This window comes from Longimicrobium terrae, from assembly GCF_014202995.1.
GTDB lineage: Bacteria > Gemmatimonadota > Gemmatimonadetes > Longimicrobiales > Longimicrobiaceae > Longimicrobium > Longimicrobium terrae.
Genome location: NZ_JACHIA010000002.1, coordinates 616,478 through 634,358, shown reverse-complemented (window position 1 = coordinate 634,358; position 17,881 = coordinate 616,478). Strand labels below are relative to the sequence as shown.

General features: G+C 66.8%; 12 protein-coding genes. 7 read left to right on the top strand and 5 right to left on the bottom strand.

All coding sequences use genetic code 11. From position 1 onward, the window contains the following. Positions 1-53: 53 nt before the first annotated feature. From HNQ61_RS06090 to HNQ61_RS06065, 6 genes are all read left to right on the top strand, one after another. Positions 54-572: a hypothetical protein gene (locus HNQ61_RS06090; protein WP_170037191.1), complete on the top strand. Its 519-nt coding sequence runs from the start codon at positions 54-56 to the stop codon at positions 570-572. A gap of 284 nt (positions 573-856) precedes the next feature. Next, a complete protein-coding gene (locus tag HNQ61_RS06085) occupies positions 857-1,558 on the top strand; it encodes an SH3 domain-containing protein (RefSeq protein WP_170037194.1) in 702 nt (233 codons plus the stop codon). Positions 1,559-1,634: 76 nt separating this feature from the next. Then, positions 1,635-2,117 carry a hypothetical protein gene (locus HNQ61_RS06080; RefSeq protein WP_170037197.1) on the top strand — a complete coding sequence of 161 codons (483 nt, stop codon included), beginning with the start codon at positions 1,635-1,637 and terminating at the stop codon, positions 2,115-2,117. Positions 2,118-3,066: 949 nt separating this feature from the next. Next, complete coding sequence (locus HNQ61_RS06075; RefSeq protein ID WP_170037200.1) at positions 3,067-5,172, top strand: lamin tail domain-containing protein; 2,106 nt, start codon at positions 3,067-3,069, stop codon at positions 5,170-5,172. Between the two features lie 522 nt (positions 5,173-5,694). Next, positions 5,695-8,394: a TonB-dependent receptor gene (locus HNQ61_RS06070; RefSeq protein ID WP_170037203.1), complete on the top strand. Its 2,700-nt coding sequence runs from the start codon at positions 5,695-5,697 to the stop codon at positions 8,392-8,394. A 5-nt stretch (positions 8,395-8,399) separates the two neighbouring features. Next, positions 8,400-9,512, top strand: a complete 1,113-nt coding sequence (locus HNQ61_RS06065) for a phytase (RefSeq protein WP_205761886.1) — start codon at positions 8,400-8,402, stop codon at positions 9,510-9,512. 97 nt (positions 9,513-9,609) lie between these two features. Here the strand turns inward: HNQ61_RS06065 and HNQ61_RS06060 are convergent, their stop codons facing one another. From HNQ61_RS06060 to HNQ61_RS06040, 5 genes are all read right to left on the bottom strand, one after another. After that, complete coding sequence (locus tag HNQ61_RS06060) at positions 9,610-10,161, bottom strand: alpha/beta hydrolase (RefSeq protein WP_170037206.1); 552 nt, start codon at positions 10,159-10,161, stop codon at positions 9,610-9,612. Positions 10,162-10,460: 299 nt separating this feature from the next. Beyond that, positions 10,461-10,877 (bottom strand): ASCH domain-containing protein, encoded by a 417-nt coding sequence (locus tag HNQ61_RS06055; RefSeq protein ID WP_170037209.1) that lies wholly within the window; start codon positions 10,875-10,877, stop codon positions 10,461-10,463. Then, positions 10,849-12,366, bottom strand: coding sequence for a PIN domain-containing protein (locus tag HNQ61_RS06050; protein WP_170037212.1), 1,518 nt, complete (start codon positions 12,364-12,366; stop codon positions 10,849-10,851). Before HNQ61_RS06050 ends, HNQ61_RS06055 begins: the two co-directional genes overlap by 29 nt. Further along, positions 12,363-12,911: an ATP-binding protein gene (locus tag HNQ61_RS06045; protein WP_170037215.1), complete on the bottom strand. Its 549-nt coding sequence runs from the start codon at positions 12,909-12,911 to the stop codon at positions 12,363-12,365. Before HNQ61_RS06045 ends, HNQ61_RS06050 begins: the two co-directional genes overlap by 4 nt. A gap of 200 nt (positions 12,912-13,111) precedes the next feature. Then, complete coding sequence (locus HNQ61_RS06040; RefSeq protein ID WP_170037218.1) at positions 13,112-14,464, bottom strand: Ig-like domain-containing domain; 1,353 nt, start codon at positions 14,462-14,464, stop codon at positions 13,112-13,114. Positions 14,465-14,776: 312 nt separating this feature from the next. On the opposite strand from HNQ61_RS06040, the gene rph reads away from it, so the two are divergent. Beyond that, entirely contained in the window at positions 14,777-17,377 is a 2,601-nt protein-coding gene (gene rph, locus HNQ61_RS06035; protein ID WP_170037221.1) for a rifamycin-inactivating phosphotransferase, read from the top strand. The last annotated feature ends 504 nt before the right edge of the window (positions 17,378-17,881 follow it).

Here is a 17,881-nt window from a genome sequence, read left to right as displayed (position 1 = left end):
GATGGGACGATCGTGTCCCGGGAAACACCACCGGCGGCGGGGATTGCCTGGGCGTGGACCGCGCACGGTTGATGCTGGTGTGCGCCGGGCTGGCGGGCCGGACGAAAGTCGCCTGCCTGCATCAACTTGCGGATGACGGGAGTGCGATGGGGATCCGCTTTCTGATCGACCTGCCCTGCCGGTGTGTGGTGACGCGGATGTGGGGTTCTGTGTCAGGGGCCGACATTCACGAGTACCTGCGCGCCATGCGGGCCCACCCGGATTTCAACCCCGACTACCCCCGCATCGTCGACATGCGGCGCATTACGCAGATGCCTACGACGTCGGAGATGCGGATGCTGGCGCAGACCGTGTCCGCCATGGCGGGCGGCACCGGCCGGCGCGCGCTGATCGCGGACCGCGATTATCCGTTCGGCCTGCTGCGGATGTTCGAGATCATCGCCGGCATTCACTCCACCGAGACCGACTACCGCGCGTTTCGCGATCCTGCCTCGGCCGCCGAGTGGCTGGAACTGGACGCGTCCGTCGTCGCCCCGCTCGAGGAGCCGGACGAGGACGATCCTCCCGCCTGACCCCCCATCGAATTTCCGTCCTCCTCCCCGAAGTTCTCCTCCCCTCTTGCCGCCATCCGCCGAACAAGCCATCATCTGCATGCGAATTCGGGAGCAGCGGTCCGACTAGAGACAGGTCATCGCGCGTGACGGGCTGCTGAGCCGCCTGAACTTGCGCCCCATCACGTTCCGGCCTCTCTCGTTTTGCGACAGCGGTCGAACGTCTCTCGGACGATGGAGGACGTGGCCGCGCCCGCTCACCGGGCTCCGAAGCTGATACGCGTGTTTCGCGGATCAGCAGCACCATGCAGACACTTTTCACCGCTCACGCCCGTCTTTATCCACCCGTTTTCCGCGTTGATACGATGGCTCCGCTCCTTGCTCTCATCCTGTTCATCTCCATGCTGGCGCTTGTCCTTTCGATGGCTCGACATGCCGCGGCACGCGCCGGGTCCGCGCGCCCGCGCACCGGGATGCGCGCGGCACTGATCCGCGCGGGCTCCCTCGCGATCACCGTGGGCGCGCTCACCGCGTGCGGCGAAACGTCCGAACCCGCATCCACGGCGCTCGCCACGGTTCTGGATTTCCCCGTGCCGGCGGCCCATGCGGCAACGCGTTCCGGGTTTCTCCCGGCAGCCGAATCCCCTTCCCTGACCACGCTTTACGCCCATTCCGCAATCCGCATCCGCTCGCGGCCGTCTCGTAGCGCCAGCATCGTCCGCACGCTTCGCGCAGGCGATTCCGTCACCGTGGCGGACCCGGAGGATGGCTGGTCGGCGGTGCTGGAGCGTGGGGATACGACCGGCTACGTGTCGCGGGCCACGAACAGCCTTCGCGCCTCGCGTCGGGGTACGATCCAGCCGCTGATGGGCTCCGGAAACGCCTATCAACCGTCAGGGCATGGCAGCTCCGGCTCGCGAGTCTACCACAGGGGCCCGAAAGGCGGCTGCTACTACTACACGGGTTCGGGTAATAAACAGTACGTGGCTCGCTCCGTGTGCGACTGAGCCTCGGCGCGCCGATGGCGATCATCAACCATCATCCCGTGACGTTGATGGGCACGCTCCGCACGGAAGTCTGAGCGTGCAAGCCGAACCGCAGTTCTGGACGATCGTCTCCACGCTGTCGGGTTCCGTGAGCGCGGTGTTCGCGGCGGTGGCGCTGTGGCAGAGCAGCAGCCGCACGCAACTGTCCGAGACGTTTCAGCATCTGCGGGACGTGAACACCGCGCTTGCCGGGCTGGGCGCGGCCGATGCCCCGGTGCTTCAGGCGGCCGCGCTGGCGTACACGCGCCACGAAACTGACGCGGTGCCCGAGCGGTGGACCGAGTACCAGGCCCTGCTCGACACGCTGGAGCTGCTGGCCTTTGCGGTCGAGCAGCGCGCCGTGAACCGGCGGGTCGCGAGCAGCTACCTGCGCTCTATTCTGGGCGGACACCTGGTGCCCGCCCAGTTTCTGCGCGACTACCAGCGGGCCGCGCGCAATCCTCACTGCTACGAGGCGCTTCTGCGGTTCGTGAACAGCAAGGGTCCCCCACTTCCCCCGATGACGGGCTATCCGGACTGATGACTTCCGTGATCGAGTTGAAAAAGAACCCCGGGCCGGAGCCCACTCCTCGCCCCGCTCCCACGCCCCGCCCCGACCGCACGCCGGGGGATGACCGGTCGAACGAAAACAATCCGAATCGTTCGCCGAACGATTCGCCGGCACGCCACGATCGTGGGGCTCCGTCACGCGGCCCCGGCGGAACGCGCCCTCCCGAGCGACGCTGACCGAGGGCCCCTGCGTGCATCGGGACGGTCGATCCCCGCCGGAGATCATGCGTGCGCGTTGGTGGATGACCGGCATCACTCGCCGTATAACGACGCTGTCCCCGCAAGCCGATGCGCTTGCGGGGACAGCTTTTTTCGTGGATGGATCTCGGGATTATGCCGTCTATGAACCAATTTTGGCGGCACGCGGGGAGGCCCCTCCCCGGCCCTCCCCGTGCAAACTGCCGCACGGAGAGGGGGGAACTGCGGGATTGGTGTGTTCCGGATGGTGCCGCGCGGCCGGAGACGCCTCCTCTCCCCGGCCCTCTCCCCCGCTCCGCGGGAGAAAGGGAGACCTCAGCGTGGCCGCGGGATTCGGCTCGAGGCACGTCGCTCCGTTGTGGTTGAAGCCCCGAACCGGACGCGTCAGCGGCCGGTGTCGGGGGGGTGCGCTGTTGGAGCGGCGGATTCATCCGCTCAACGCAACCCGGCGGCGGGGAACGGTTCCGACATCACCAGATTGGCTCGCCGGCGGGCTGTGAGGCCCCTCCCCCGGCCCCTCCCCGTGCAAACTGCCGCACGGAGAGGGGGGAACGGCGGTCTGGTGCGGGCAGAAAGGATTTACCGGTCCGTGACCCTTCCTTGAAGGTCGTGTCGCGGCGCGGTGGGATGCTGCTGTGCCCCGCGTGTCCGCCCGGCCGCGCGGGGCAGGCCTGCGTGCAGGCACCCGCGCTCTGGCGCGCCACCCCTTTCCACCAGACTCCGTGTCCCGTTCTCGCACCCTCGCGGCCGTGCGCGCACTCGCGCTCGCGCTCCTGACCGCCACCGCGGCCGCCTGCGGCGACGACTCGCCCAGCGAGCCGCCGGCGCTCACCACCCTCCGCATCACCCTTCCCGACAGCGCGCTTGCGATGGGCCAGACCACCACGGCCACCGTGGCCGGGCTGGACCAGGACAGCGCCCCCATCGCCACCGGCGCCGTCACCTGGGCCAGCAGCGCCGAGACCGTGGCCTCCGTCACCCCCGCGGGCGTGGTGACCGCGGTCGCGGCGGGATCGGCGGAGATCATCGCCACGGCCGGCGCAACCACGGCGCGCCGGACGGTGAAGGTGGCCGCCCCGGCGCCCATCCGCATCAACGAGGTGGAAAGCAACGGCGGATCGCCCGGCGACTGGGCGGAGCTCATCAACCCCACTGGCGCCGCCGTCGACGTGTCCGGCTGGATCTTTCGCGACAACGATCCCACGCACACCTACCGGCTGCCGGCGGGCACCAGCATCCCCGCGGGCGGCTACCTGGTGCTGGAAGAGGCGGCGTTCGGCTTCGGCCTGGGCGGCGCGGAGGATGCCCGCCTCTTCAACCCGTTCGAGGTCCCGGTGGATTCTTATACCTGGACCGCGCACGCCCCCGTCACCTACGCGCGCTGCCCCAACGGCTCCGGTCCGTTTGCCGCCAGCGCCACGTCCACCAAGGGCACGGCCAACGACTGCCGCCCGCTGGTGAAGATCAACGAAGTGGAATCCAGCGGGGGCACGCCGGGCGACTGGATCGAGCTGTACAACGCGGGCGCCACGGTGGTGAGCCTGGGCGGCTTCGTGCTGCGCGACAACGACGACACGCACACCTACACCCTCGCCGCCGGAACCACGCTCGCGCCCGGCGCGTTCCTGGTGGTGGAAGAGGCCGCGCTCGGCTTCGGGCTGGGCGCGGGCGACGCGGCGCGCCTGTTTGACGCGGCCGGCGCGCTGATCGACGGGTTCGAGTGGACGGCGCACGCCGCGGTCACCTACGGACGCTGCCCGGACGGCGCGGGCATCGCGGTCGCCACGACGGCGGCCACCAAGGGCACGGCCAACAACTGCACGCCGGCGGGCCCCGTCACCTCGCCGTGGCCGGGGAGCAACGAGGTGGAAACCGTGGACGGCACCGCGGTCTTTGGCGGCAACCTGAGCGGCCTCACGTACGAGGGCGCGGCCGGCGGGCGCCCCGCGTACCTGTGGGCGGTGCGCAACGGGCCCGGCACGCTGTACCGCATGGTCGCCAGTGGCGGCAACTGGATTCCTGACCCGGCGGACGGCTGGGGCTCGGGCAAGGCGCTGCGCTACCCCGACGGGCTGGGCAACCCGGACGCGGAGGGCGTCACCTTCGCGGGCGGCGGCTCGGCGGGCGGGATCTACGTGGCCACCGAGCGCAACAATGACGCGAGCACCATCAGCCGCAACGTGGTGCTGCGCTTTGATCCGGCGCAGGCGGGAACCACGCTTCGCGCCACGCACGCGTGGGACCTCACGGCGGACCTGCCCGTGGTGGGCGCCAACCTGGGCATCGAGGCGGTCAGCTGGATTCCGGACGCGGACCTGGTGGCCCGCGGCTTCTTTGATGAGGCCAAGGGGCGGGCCTACGCCCCCGCGGACTACGCGGACCACGGAACCGGGATCTTCTTCGTGGGCGTGGAGGCCAACGGAATCATCTACGCCTACGCGCTCAACCACGCCACGGGCGCGGCCACGCGCATCGCCACGATCGCAACCGGCTTTCCTGGCGTGATGGGGCTGGAGTACGATGCCACCAACGGCGCGCTGTGGGCCACCTGCGACGACGGGTGCGGCAACACGGCGGGGATTCTGGAGATCGACACCGCGTCGGGCTCGGCGGGACGCGGGCGCTTTCTGGCCCCGCGCCGCTTTGCCCGCCCCACGGGGCTGCCCAACCTGAACAACGAGGGATTCGCCTTTGCGCCCGTGCTGGAGTGCTCCGGCGGGCTGCGGCCGGTGTTCTGGGCGGATGACGGCGAAACCGGCGGCCACTCCATCCGCCGCGGCTATCTTCCCTGCGGCCGCGTGGCCGTCTCCACCATCCGCGCACGCTGATCGGTTGATGCACGCCGGCGGATGCTGATCGACGGAACGCTGATCTTCGAGAGATAATCGAAAGGCGGCCTTGACCATTCTGGTCAGGCCGCCTTTTTAGCATTCCTCCGTGATGTGAGCAGCCGAAGGCGCCCACAACGGCGGCAAACTCGCCCCCCCGATGTAGAGCCTGCCCCCACGCAAATGCCGTGGGTCCCGGCGTGAGTTCTCCCCTCTCCGTGCGGCAGTTTGCACGGGGAGGGGCCGGGGGAGGGGCCTCACAGCCCGCCGCCGGTCAGGACTTCGCCGCTTCCGAACCTATCCATCGACCGATCCACCCATCGACCGATGCTAACCGCGGGCCCTGCCCCGCCCCGTCCATCCGCCCGTGTGGAATCCGGCATCATCCCGGTACGGGGGCGTTACGCGACGGGAGTCGAAACGGCCCGCGGGCAGGGTAACGTGACCGTTCGGCCGCGTTCCGCCCGCGCGGGACGGCGGCCGGGTCACCCCCATGTTCACGAAGCTCCCCCGAGACGCACCATGCACACTGCGCGAGCACCCTGGATCCGCAGGGCCGCGATCACCGTGTTCTGCCTTCTGGCCGGCGCGCTCCCCCTTCACGCGCAGCAGGCCGGGCGCGTGGAAGGCCGCGTGACCGAGGCAGAAACCCGCCAGCCCCTGCAATCCGCGCGGGTGACGCTGCAGGGAACGTCGCTCAGCGCGGTCACCGCCGCCGACGGCCGCTACGTGCTGTACGCCGTGCCGCGGGGCGAATACGTCGTCGTGCTGTCCTACCTGGGCCGGCAGGAGCGCAGCCAGTCGGTCAGCGTGGCCGCGGGCGCCACCGCGACGGCGGACTTCGAGCTTCCCGTGCGCGCCATCGCGCTGGAAACAATCACCATCCAGGGCAGCCGGGCGCGCACGCAGGCCCGCGCGCTCAACCAGCAGAGCAACGCGCCCAACATCGTCAACGTCGTCGCGGCGGACCAGATGGGCCGCTTTCCCGACGCCAGCGCGCCCGAGGCGGTGCAGCGCATCCCCGGCGTGTCCATCGCCCGCGACCAGGGCGAGGGGCGCTACATCCAGATCCGCGGCGCCTCGCCCGCCGCCACGCAGGTGACGCTGAACGGCATCCAGGTCCCCTCGCCCGAGGGGGAGGCGCGGCAGATTGCGCTGGACGCCGTGCCGGTGGACCTGCTGGACGCCATCGAGGTTTCCAAGGCCATTCTCCCCAACATGGACGCCGACGCCATCGGCGGCGCCGTGAACCTGGTGACGCGGCGCGCGCCGGACCGCGGCCTCTTTTCGCTCGAGGCGGCCAGCGGCTATTCGTCGCTGCGCGAGGAGTTCGGCGGCAGCGGCGCGCTCACGGCGGGAAACCGGTGGATGGACGGACGTCTGGGCGCCGTGGTGACCGGCTCGTTCAACCGCCGCGCGTTCGGCAGCGACGACCTGGAGCCGGCGTACGACCTGGGCGGCGACGGGATGGATGATGACGAACTGGAAGAACTTCAGGTGCGCCACTACACCCTTTCGCGCCGCCGGGTGGGCGGAACGGGAAACCTGGACTACCGGCTGAGCCCCAACTCGTCGCTGATGCTGACCGGCGTGTACTCGCAGCTGGAAGACCACGAGCAGCGGCGCAACCTGGTGAACGCCGTGGCGGATGAGGAACTGGCCTTTCAGCACAAGAACCGGCTGGAGCGGCTGGAAACGTACAACCTGGCGCTCACGGGCGACCACGGGATCGGCGGCGGGCTGCGGCTGGAGCACAGCCTGGCGTTCACCCGGTCGCTGGAGCACACGCCGTTCGATGACGAGATCAGCTTCGTGCAGGGCGATGTGGCGTTCGCCCCGTCGCTGATCGACCCGGACCACGTGGGCGCGAACCCCGCCGCCGGCGCGCTGGACGGCGACTTCGAGTTCGACGAGATCGAAACCAGCCGCTCCGATACGCGCAACACCGACTGGGTGGGCTCGCTGGACCTGTCGCTTCCGCTGCGGCTGGGCGGCGCGGCCGGCACCCTGCGCTTCGGCGGGCGGCTGCGCGACCGCACCAAGATGCAGAACGTGGACACCGATGCCGCCGAACTCGCCGACGACGCGGAGGGCATTCTGCTGGGCGAGCAGGTGGGGCGCGGCTGGGGACGCTCGCTCCGCTATCCCGGGAGCTACCGCCAGACGCCGTTCGCCACCACGCCGGACGAGGTGCGCGGCTTCACCGACCGCTTTGCCGCGGACCTGGACAGCGAGCGCGACCTGGAGGAGGAGACCAACGACTACGATCTGGACGAGACGGTCGCGGCGGGATACGTGATGGCGGACGTGAGCCTCACGCCGCGCCTGCGCCTGCTGCCCGGCGTGCGCTACGAGCACACGGAGCTTTCCACCAGCGGCTTCGACTTTGATCCGGACGAGGAAACGCTCTCCCCGGTGCGGGCGGACAACGACTACGGCAACCTGTTTCCCATGGTGCACCTGCGCTACGCGGCCGGCGCCCGCACCAACCTGCGCGCGGCGTTCACCACCGCCATCGCGCGCCCCAACTTCTACGACCTGGTCCCCTACCGCCTGCGCGACGACGAGGACCTGACGCTGGGCAACCCCGGGTTGAATCCCACGCTGGCCCGCAACTTCGACCTGCTGCTGGAGCACTACGACGCGCGCATCGGCGTCGCCTCGGCCGGCGTGTTCTACAAGCGGATCAGCGACCCCATCTTCGTGTTCACGGCGGACAACGAGCTGGGTGGCGAGACGGAGCAGCCGGGCAACGGCGAGCGCGCGTCCATCCAGGGGGTGGAGGTGGCGCTGCAGCGCCAGCTGAGCGGGCTTCCCTTTCCGCTGGACGGCGTGGGCGTGTACGCCAACTACACCTTTACCGACTCGGACGCGAAACTGCCGGACGGGCGCCAGGTGCGGCTCCAGGGCCAGTCGCGGCACGTGTTCAACACCGCGCTCAGCTACGAGCGGCTGCGCTGGTGGGGGCAGGTCAGCGTGAACTACCACGACCGCTACGTGAGCGAGTACGCCGGCGACGCGGCCGAAGACCTGTTCGTGGACCGCCACCTGCAGCTCGACGCCTCCGCCCAGGCGCGGCTCACGGACCGCGGCGCGGTGTTCCTGGAACTCGTCAACCTCACCAACGAGCCGTACGTCGTGTACCAGGGCAGCCGCGAACGCCCGGTTCAGCAGGAATACTACCGCACGTGGGGCCGGCTGGGCTTCCGCATCTCCCGGTGAGCGCCATGACGACGCAGACAAGGAGCGGGATGGGGAGGACGGGGATCCGGCGCGCCTCCGCGGCCGTGCTGGGCGGATGGATGACGGCGTGCGCGCCGGCGATGGCGCCCGCGACCGTCCCGGTGTCCGCGCCGGTGATGGTGGCCGAGGCGTTCACCACCCCGCGGGACACGGCGGACAACATCGATTCTCCCGCCGTGTGGCACGGGCCGGAGGGCCGGCACTGGCTGCTCTCGACGGCCAAGACGGGGGACGTGATCGTCATCAGCGATGCGGCCACGGGGCGCACGCTGCGGCGCGCCAGCGGGCCGGGGACGGCGCTGGGGCAGATGGAGCGGCCCAACGGCATCGCCGTCGTCGACGACCTGGCGTTCGTGGTGGAGCGCGACAACCATCGCGTGCAGGTATTCCGCCTCCCCGGCATGCAGCCCGTGGGGATGTACGGCGCGGATGACCTGGCGCTGCCCTACGGGATCGCCGTGGTGCGCGACGGCGCGGGCGCGTACACCACCTGGGTGACGGACAACTACGAGCAGGCGGACGAGAGCATTCCGCCCGACGCCGAACTGGGGCGGCGGGTGCGCCAGTACCGCGTGTCGGTGGCGGAGGATGGCCTGCGCGCGGAGCCGGTGCGCGCGTTCGGGGCGACCGGCGGCGCGGGAACGCTGCGGGTGGTGGAGTCCATTGCCGCGGACCCGGCGTACGGCCGGCTGATCGTCGCGGAGGAGAACCCGGGCGAGTCGGCGCTCAAGGTGTACTCGCTGGACGGGCGCTTTACGGGGCCGGTGATTCCCCCTGCGTTCTTTCCGTCGCAGGCCGAGGGGATTGCGCTGTACGCGTGCGGCGCGCGGGAGGGCTACTGGATCGCGACGGACCAGAGCCACGAGGCCAACGCCTTTCACGTGTTCGACCGGCGCACGCTGGCGCACCGCGGCTCGTTCCGCGGCCCCACGGTGCGCAACACGGACGGCGTGACGCTCACGCAGGTGGGCTTCGGCCCCTTCCCCGCCGGCGCATTCTACGCCGTGCACGACGACGGCAACGTGGCCGCCTTCTCCTGGTCCGCCATCGCCGACGCACTCGGCCTGCGCAAGGACTGCACGCTCCCGGCGCGCTGACTGCTGCGGGTCTGTGGATGCAGAAAGGGCGCGGGGGAGAACCATCCCCCGCGCCCTTCGTGCATCCCCCCCGAAAACGAACCGCTTCTCTGCCTTGTCAGCTCAGGCGCTTGATGGCCTGCGCGACCTCGGAGAGATCGTCGTTGAGCATGTGGTTGCGTCCGTCCAGGCGGCGCACCGTGGCCTGAGGCAGCACCCTCGCATACATCTCGACGTGCGAGACGGGAACGACCTCATCCTCCCGGCCATGGTAGAGGAAGAGCGGCAGGTCGTGCGGAATGCGCTCGGCGGCGTCCGCGGGGAGCTGCGCTTCCTTCCAGTTCCAGAAATCGTCATCGTGCCAGAACGGCGCGGAGAGCACGAAGGCACCCGCGAGCGACTGCCCGATGCCGCCATCCACGAGAACTCGAATCACAACCGATCCGCCGATGGAATGGCCGATCAGAATGGCGCCATCGCCCATCTCCGCGAGTTCGCCCGCGATGACGTTCTTCCACGTCGCGAAGTCCGGCTCCGCCTCGTTCGGCATCTTCGGGAACCGCACGACATAGGCGTCGCCCAGCGCGGCCCGCAGGCTTTCCACGGCCTTCGCACTCTCGTCGTACGTACCCTCGCCGCCACCATGAACGAACAGCACCTGTTTGGTCATTCCACTCCTGACAAAACCGTGGTGAACTAACTCCGCTCCAAGCACAGGCGCGGCATATCAGGCTAGTTTGGATGCGACAGGTACGGGAACGTTACCACCTACGGCGTAATCGGCGAAAGTTTGCGGCGGCATCTGCTAGTAGGCGGCCGTACTTATCACGGCTTTGGCTCTATGATGATGCGAGGCCCTTCCTGAACGCGAAAGGGCGCGGGGATGCTCCCTCGCGCCCTTTCCTGACTAGAGTTTACTACGTCGGATCGGTACTGTGGACAATCCCCCAACGGCACCAACCGACACTTTTACTGCAAGGCGGTAACTCCATTTTCATCCGCAGAGTCACTCAGGTACCGGAATGACTGGGGTGGGTGCTGGATGCCGAAGTGCCTGTCCAATGCCAACGGCTCCGGGTACCGTCGTGTCTCGCCTACAGCTACTGCATACCCGAGGTCTCGTCCTGCAAAGTACTCGTCGAAGTATTCTTTTTCGATGCCCGCATCCGACTCAGTGTGCTCCCACAGACGTTTCAAGTCCATGTGAACAATCTCTTGGATCGTGAACTCACCGACCACACGTTGGACGGGACTCGACGCGTATAGCACTACCCGTTGCACATCCGGGTCGCGAAAAACCGCGCGCCGGAACTCGAATTTCTTAGCGCCGACCAAGATCGCCTCAGCGAACTGTGGTTTAACTGACAATAAAACGGTCGTCGACATGCGCTATCTCCAAGAGCTTGCGGAAGGCGGCCTCTGACAGTTGCATGAAGCCGCGAGGGGCAGACGCGATAATCCCATTCTCTCGCAATTCCTTGAGGTTGGGTCGCTTCGGGAATGAGTAAACATACAGAAAGTTCACCACGAATGGCCTATCGTACTTTCTGTAATCCCAATGCTTCTTGAGTTCCTGATCTGTGAATACACTGCGTTTACGACAGGCCTTCACAAACTCATCAAAAGTCTGGATGCCTGCAGTGACTGTAAGGACAACTCCCACAGTCGTCGCAACGGATCGGTAATGTGCCGGGCCTTCACCATCGTTCGTTCGGTAGAAAACGATTAGGTCACCCCGTCGCAAGTTCCTCTCCATCGACCTCGAGATATAGACTTTGCTGATCGCGTTGCGATTGGGCCTGTTATCTTCGAAATCGGCTGCGTCTTCTGTGTGCAGTATGGAATCTGGCAGGAGTTCTGTATGGTACTCGGGATAGATTGGAACAATGAATTTCCTTGAAGACTCTCGGATATATGGATAGCTGCGGCGTGGGTCCTGTGCTTCGTAATGGGGCCTGAAGTTCCGGACGTAGACCTCTTCCGTGCCAGCCTTCGAGGTTTTCTGCCCATGATGACTGAACCCCCAGTCCTCAAGCAAGGCGATCAACCGCGTTTGCTCCGGACGGTGCTTGAAGATGGTGACATAGATCTCATCTACACGGAGATTCGACGCATTGTCGAACACTATTTTCAGGAACCGCTCACCTAGTTTGAACCCATTCGAGACAACTTTGAACGTTCCGATCTTCAACCGGCGAGCTGAGATGAAGCTCGGAGTGATGTCACTGTAGTTCTCATTGCTTTCTTCGCGCTTGATATAGAGAAAAGCGACGACACTCCCGTTATCCGCGGTACAGATGTAGGCGAGCTCGTCAGCTTTCCGATTGAACCAGTGGTCGAATCCTGGGTAGTCCTCCCGAAAGGAGTTGAAAAAGGAGTCTTGCAGGTTAATTGCACCAAGGTGCACCTTGCGTACGGAAAGTACTTCATAGTCCGAGAGGGACGGATTCTCAGCCGTGACTTTTTCAAGAAATGCGTCGATAGTGAACACACTATTCACTACACCGAGTCGCGCGGCCTTCCGGTGAATTCCGCGATCTTCCGTTATAATCGCATCGACTCGGTTCGCAACGAGCTCTGCAAGAAGCGATGTGTCTATCTCGTCATTGGGGGTTTGATCTGAGGCACGGATTTCTTTGATTTTGGGTGTATCTGGGGCAGTAGTCTTCAAGACAACATAGCTGCCGAGCTTAATCTCCAACGTGCGGACAACTTCTGGGTCAGAATGCTTCTTGATTTCCGCGATAGAGCCTGGATGAATGCACTTCTCGTAGTGAAGCTCGTCGAGCCAGCGGAACAAGGTTCCAATGTCAGAACGGACGACAGTCCGAGCCTCGCGATGAATGAGGATGTTAGTATCGAGCAGGACTTTCATGAGACGCCGTAGTGAATTGCGTTAGGTGAAACTAGCTGACTTGCCAGCGCGTCAGCCGTAGCATAGGCACTCAATAGCAACAGCGGAATCTGTAGGGTTCTGCTGATGGTCTCTGCATGTGCTTTTTCTTCACGCGCATGGTGCTCGACAAACGTAAGGCTATAATCTCTATTATCACGCTCGCGCAATCGCTTTACAACCAATTCCGGTTCTGAATCCACCAAGACCAATGATGATGGGTTGAGTGCATGGAACACTTCTATCTCGACAGGACAGATGGCGCCAGTACTGTCGACGACCGTGTAATGGCCGTCAAGGATCACAGTTGCGGTACCAGCATTCCGAAGGTCGTTTAGAGCGGAAAGGAGCAAGGTCTGATTTTTTTTCACGTCACGAACGGTTTTATCACGCACCTCTTGGCTTTCGCCTCCCAACCGGATCAGTTCGCCCGCAGAATGGTGCGGAGCCCTGAGCTTCGCCGCGAGGTTCCGGCACAACGTGGTTTTTCCGGAACCATGTATTCCGCCAACGAAATAAAGCCGCATTCTACAGGCTGCTGAGAGAGGGCGCTTGGGTTACATCTGGGCGATGACGAAACTTGCGACACTCGGCAGCAACCGGCAAGGATGAACTATCGGGAACACAATGTTGACATGCGACGATGCTCATGAGAACGCAGCATACAGTCAATTAGCCGACAGACCGACTGATAGTGCTACCGCGATTCAATCCAACCGTTCGACCGTCAGGGCCGGGCGGGCGCGGTGGTGAACTCTACCAGGTGTTCGCGGAGCGGGTAGCCGTTCGGTGCCCGGAAGCCGCCGGTGGGGCTCCCCTCCAGAACAAAGCTGTAGGTGCGGCCCGGCTCCAGCTTTACCTGATACGTGTAGGCCCGCATGTCCGCCGACCACCCTGGCCGCGCGGTCACCGGAAACTGCTCGCGCCCGCCGGGGCCGAAACCGGTGCCGGTGCTGGTGCTCATGGGTTCCGAGAACTCGATGCGCAGCTCCGTCGTGGCGGGGTCGATGGGGCCGCGCTGGATGAGCGGCAGCACCCGCGTCACGTACGGCCGCCGCGCCTCGTACCGCGCCAGCAGTGCGGCCCGGTCGATGGGCTCCGGAAGAAACCGCGAGCTCCGGAGAAACGCCTCCGCCGCGGCTTCATCATCAAAATCCATCTCGATCATCTCCCGGATCGCCCGCGCCTTGTCGGGGGCGCGCTCATAATACGCGCGCGAGATGGCGTATCCCATGTAGTAGCCCAGATCCGCCACGTGCCGGGGATCATCCGACACCTGGTTGTAGAACCACCGGCCGATGAGCGGCGTGAACATCTCTTCGGCGAAGCGCGCCTTGAGCACGGCCTCGTTCTCGTGCCCGTACGTCATGTACGGAAGCGCAAGTTTTTCGCCCGTCACCAGTTCCGTGATCCAGTCGGCGCTCCCCTCGCGGATGGCGCGCGCGAGCACGCTGTTGCCAATCCCCCGCTGCTGCGTGTGCACGTACTCGTGCACGTTCAGCGGAATCAGGTTCCGGATGGGCCGCGTGCCGAAGTAGCGGGCCATGAACGCCTGCTGCCGCGCGGGAAATTCCGAGATGTCGGTTTCGGGATCGCCCGTCGCCAGCTCCACGCCGATGAGCACCGCGCTGTCGAGCGTGGTGCCCGCGGACCGCAGCTCTCCCACGGTGAAGTAGATGTCGGCCGGACGCAGCGCCGGGTACAGCGTCCGCAGCCGGTCGATGTACGCCTCGAGGCCCGGCGCGCCGGTCTTTACCCGCAGCGTGTTGGGGCGGATGGACGTCCAGAAGCGCGGGTACCGGCGGATGGAGTTCACCCACCCCTCCGCCGTGTAGTCGCGCGCCGCCATGAACGCCCGCACCCCCGGCGATCCGCGATCGATGTACCGGGACTGGATGATGCGCACCTGCTCGGCGCTGTCCGTCGTGGCGACGGCGCTGTCGTACGCGGCCCAGAAGGTGTCGATGTCTTCGGTGTGCACCCGCGGCGCGGAGGGCGGGGCCTGCTGCGCGGCAGCGGGCGCGAGCGCGGCGCAACTGATCGCGAGCGCGCACGCGAGGGGTCGCTTGGGTACGATCATCGGGAGCGGCGGAGGCGGAAACGGAATATCGGGACGGCGCGGAAAGAGGCCCGCGGACGGTCGGCGGCCCGCGCGTTCGGGAGAGCCGGGCGCGGGGGCTGAGGCGTACGCAAAAGGGCGCGGGGGTGATTTCCCCTGCGCCCTGGCTGATTTTCATCGATGTTTCGCGGATCGAGAAGAGTGCCCTTCCCCGCCGTGATCATAGTATATCACACCCCCGGGCTTGCGGCCAGACCAGGGGCGGGTGGCAGAGTTGTCGGCCGAAAATCACCCGGCTGAGGGCTCGAAACCTGTGGACATGGGAGTCGCGAAATGATTGACCGCTTCGTGCTGGACCTTGGCGAAGTTGATCGGACGCAGATCGCGCTGGCCGGCGGAAAGGGCGCGCATCTGGGCGAGCTTTCGCGCATCGGCGGCGTCCGCGTGCCGCGCGGCTTCTGCGTTACGACAGACGCATTTCGGCGGATCATGGCGGAATCGCCGTCCATCAACCATCAACTCGAGCGGCTGTCACACATTACGGTGGATGATCGGGACGCGATCCGCACCCTCAGCGGGGAAATCCGCGCGACCCTCGAATCGGCCCCCATCCCCGGCGACATGGCCGCCGCGATCACCGGCGCGGTAGCCCGGCTCGGCGGGCAGGCTGCCTGCGCAGTCCGGTCCAGCGCGACGGCGGAGGACCTGCCGGGGGCGTCCTTTGCGGGCCAGCAGGACACGTATCTGAACATCTCCGGCTCGGATGCGATCCTGCGGCACATCAGCCGGTGCTGGGCGTCGCTCTTTGCCGAGCGCGCCGTAACCTACCGTCTCCGCAGCGGCTTCGATCACCGCAGAGTGCACATGGCGGTCGTCGTGCAGCGGATGATTGAACCGCACGCCGCGGGCATCCTGTTCACGGCCGATCCCGTCACGGGCCATCGCAAGTTCGCCTCCGTGGAGGCCAGCTTCGGGCTGGGCGAGGCGCTGGTTTCCGGCCGGGTGAACGCGGACGTCTACAAGGTGCGGGACGGCGGGATCGTCGCGCGCACGATCGGCGACAAGCGGCTCGCCATCCACGCCGCGCCGGAGGGCGGGACGCGCGAGCACGAGATCGACCCGGGGCGGCGGAGCGAGCCGGCGCTGGCCGATGCGCAGGTCCTGCAACTGGTGCAGCTGGGCCGGCGGATCGAGGCGCACTTCGGCGCCCCGCAGGACATCGAATGGTGCCTGGCGGATGACGAATTCCACATCGTCCAGAGCCGGCCCATCACCACGCTGTTCCCCATCCCCGCGGCGGACGATGGCGGGAACCACGTCTACGTTTCCGTCGGCCATCAGCAGATGATGACCGACGCCATGAAGCCGCTGGGCCTCTCCTTCTGGCAGATGACCACGCCCAGGCCCATGGCCGAGGCCGGGGGGCGCCTGTTCGTGGACGTGACCCGGATTCTGGCGAGCCCGGCCGGCCGCGCGGATCTCATGGGGATGCTGGGCAAGTCCGATCCGCTCATCGGTGACGCGCTGCAGACCGTCATCGGCCGCGACGGCTTTCTCCCGCCGCCTCCGGAGGACGGTCCCGGCTGGGTGGCGCCGAGCGCTGGCGAACCCGGCCTGGTTGAGACCGATCCGGCCATCGTCGAAGCGCTGATCGCGGAGAGCCAGGCCTCCATCGCCGCCGCCAGGCGTGACATCCGCGGAAAGTCGGGGCCGGCGCTGTTCGACTTCATCCTCGCGGACATGCGGGAACTGAAGCGGCTCCTGTTCGATCTGCGCAGCCGCCCGGTGATCATGGGCGCCATGGAGGCGGCCTGGTGGCTGAACGAGCGGCTGGAGGTGTGGCTGGGCGAGAAGAACGCGGCGGACACGCTCACGCAGTCCGTCGCGCACAACGTCACGTCGGAGATGGGCCTGGCGCTGCTGGACGTCGCCGACGCCATCCGCCCGCACCCGGACGTCGTCAGTTTCCTCCAGCATGGGACAGACGAGGACTTCCTGGATGAACTGCTTTCGGTCACGGGCGGGCGGGAGGCGCGGGATGCCATCGCGGGGTGGCTGGACCGCTACGGCATGCGCGGCGCCGGCGAAATCGACATCACGCGGCCGCGCTGGAGCGAGCGCCCCGGAATGCTCGTGCCGCTCATCCTGGGCAACGTCAGGAACTTCGAGCCGGGCGAGGCCGCGCGCCGCTTTGAGCAGGGGCGGCGCGACGCCGCCGCCAAGGAGCAGGACGTTCTGGCGCGCCTGCGCGCCCTGCCCGGCGGGGAGGAAAAGGCAGAGGAAACCAGGCGGATGATCGACCGCGTCCGCGCGTTCGCCGGGTACCGCGAGTATCCCAAGTACGGCATGGTCAGCCGCTACTTCGTCTACAAGCAGGCGTTGATGGAGGAAGCCGCGCGCCTCGTCCACGCCCGCGTGCTGCGCGAGACGGAGGACATCTTCTACCTCCGGTTCGATGAACTGCACGACGCCGTGCGCACGAACCGCGTGGATCACGACCTGATCCGCCAGCGCAGGGACGCATTCCGGACCTACCAGGCGCTCACGCCGCCGCGCGTCCTCACGTCGGAGGGCGAGGCCGTCGCCGGCGCGTACCGGCGAGACGGTCTGCCTACCGGCGCGCTGGTGGGCCTCGCCGTATCCGCCGGCACCGTCGAGGGCCGCGCGCGGGTGATCCTGGACATGGCGAAGGCGGATCTGGAGCCGGGCGACATCCTGGTCACCGCCTTCACCGACCCCAGCTGGACGCCGCTCTTCGTCTCCATCGCGGGCCTGGTGACGGAGGTGGGCGGCCTGATGACCCACGGCGCCGTAATCGCGCGCGAATACGGCCTGCCAGCCGTCGTCGGCGTGCAGCACGCCACCCGCCTCATCCGCGACGGCCAGCGCATCCGCGTGCACGGCACGGACGGCTACGTGGAGGTCCTGCCGTAGCGCCACCGCGGACATCGGTCCGGCAGGATGCGCTATTGGAACGGCGCCGCGGAACCAGAGTTCCGCGGCGCCGCTGCGCATGGCACATGAGTACGGGACAGCGCTTACCAGTAGCAGATTGCCCCATCTCCGTTGGTCCAACTGCAGTCCTGACACGTCTGGGTGTCGGCCGGACACCACGCGCAGGATGCAACGCCGCTGTTCTCACAACCTCCCCTGCCCGGTTGAACCGTCGCACAGTCCTGGCCAACGGTATACTCACGGCCGTGAACGGTACCGTTCGCGGGGCCGGCAGCGTCCGTCGCGAACGCTTCAACCTCCAGTTGCTCCAGCTTCAGCTTGATCTTTCGCATGGCTCGCCTCCACGTGATCTGTACGAAAGGGAACTGACGTGCCCCGCGACACCCGCGATAAACGCACCACAACATGGCGTCATCCGAGTTTCCTCGCCGGGCCGTGCTCACCGCAGCCCGCGAAATCGCGACGATTCCGCGGGCTGGTTCA

Coding starts and splice junctions, on each gene's coding strand:
- HNQ61_RS06070 (WP_170037203.1), top strand. CDS start 5,695: ATGCACACTGCGCGAGCACCCTGGATCCGCAGGGCCGCGATCACCGTG.
- rph (WP_170037221.1), top strand. CDS start 14,777: ATGATTGACCGCTTCGTGCTGGACCTTGGCGAAGTTGATCGGACGCAG.
- HNQ61_RS06085 (WP_170037194.1), top strand. CDS start 857: ATGCAGACACTTTTCACCGCTCACGCCCGTCTTTATCCACCCGTTTTC.
- HNQ61_RS06050 (WP_170037212.1), bottom strand. CDS start 12,366: ATGAAAGTCCTGCTCGATACTAACATCCTCATTCATCGCGAGGCTCGG.
- HNQ61_RS06060 (WP_170037206.1), bottom strand. CDS start 10,161: ATGACCAAACAGGTGCTGTTCGTTCATGGTGGCGGCGAGGGTACGTAC.
- HNQ61_RS06045 (WP_170037215.1), bottom strand. CDS start 12,911: ATGCGGCTTTATTTCGTTGGCGGAATACATGGTTCCGGAAAAACCACG.
- HNQ61_RS06040 (WP_170037218.1), bottom strand. CDS start 14,464: ATGATCGTACCCAAGCGACCCCTCGCGTGCGCGCTCGCGATCAGTTGC.
- HNQ61_RS06055 (WP_170037209.1), bottom strand. CDS start 10,877: ATGTCGACGACCGTTTTATTGTCAGTTAAACCACAGTTCGCTGAGGCG.
- HNQ61_RS06065 (WP_205761886.1), top strand. CDS start 8,400: ATGACGACGCAGACAAGGAGCGGGATGGGGAGGACGGGGATCCGGCGC.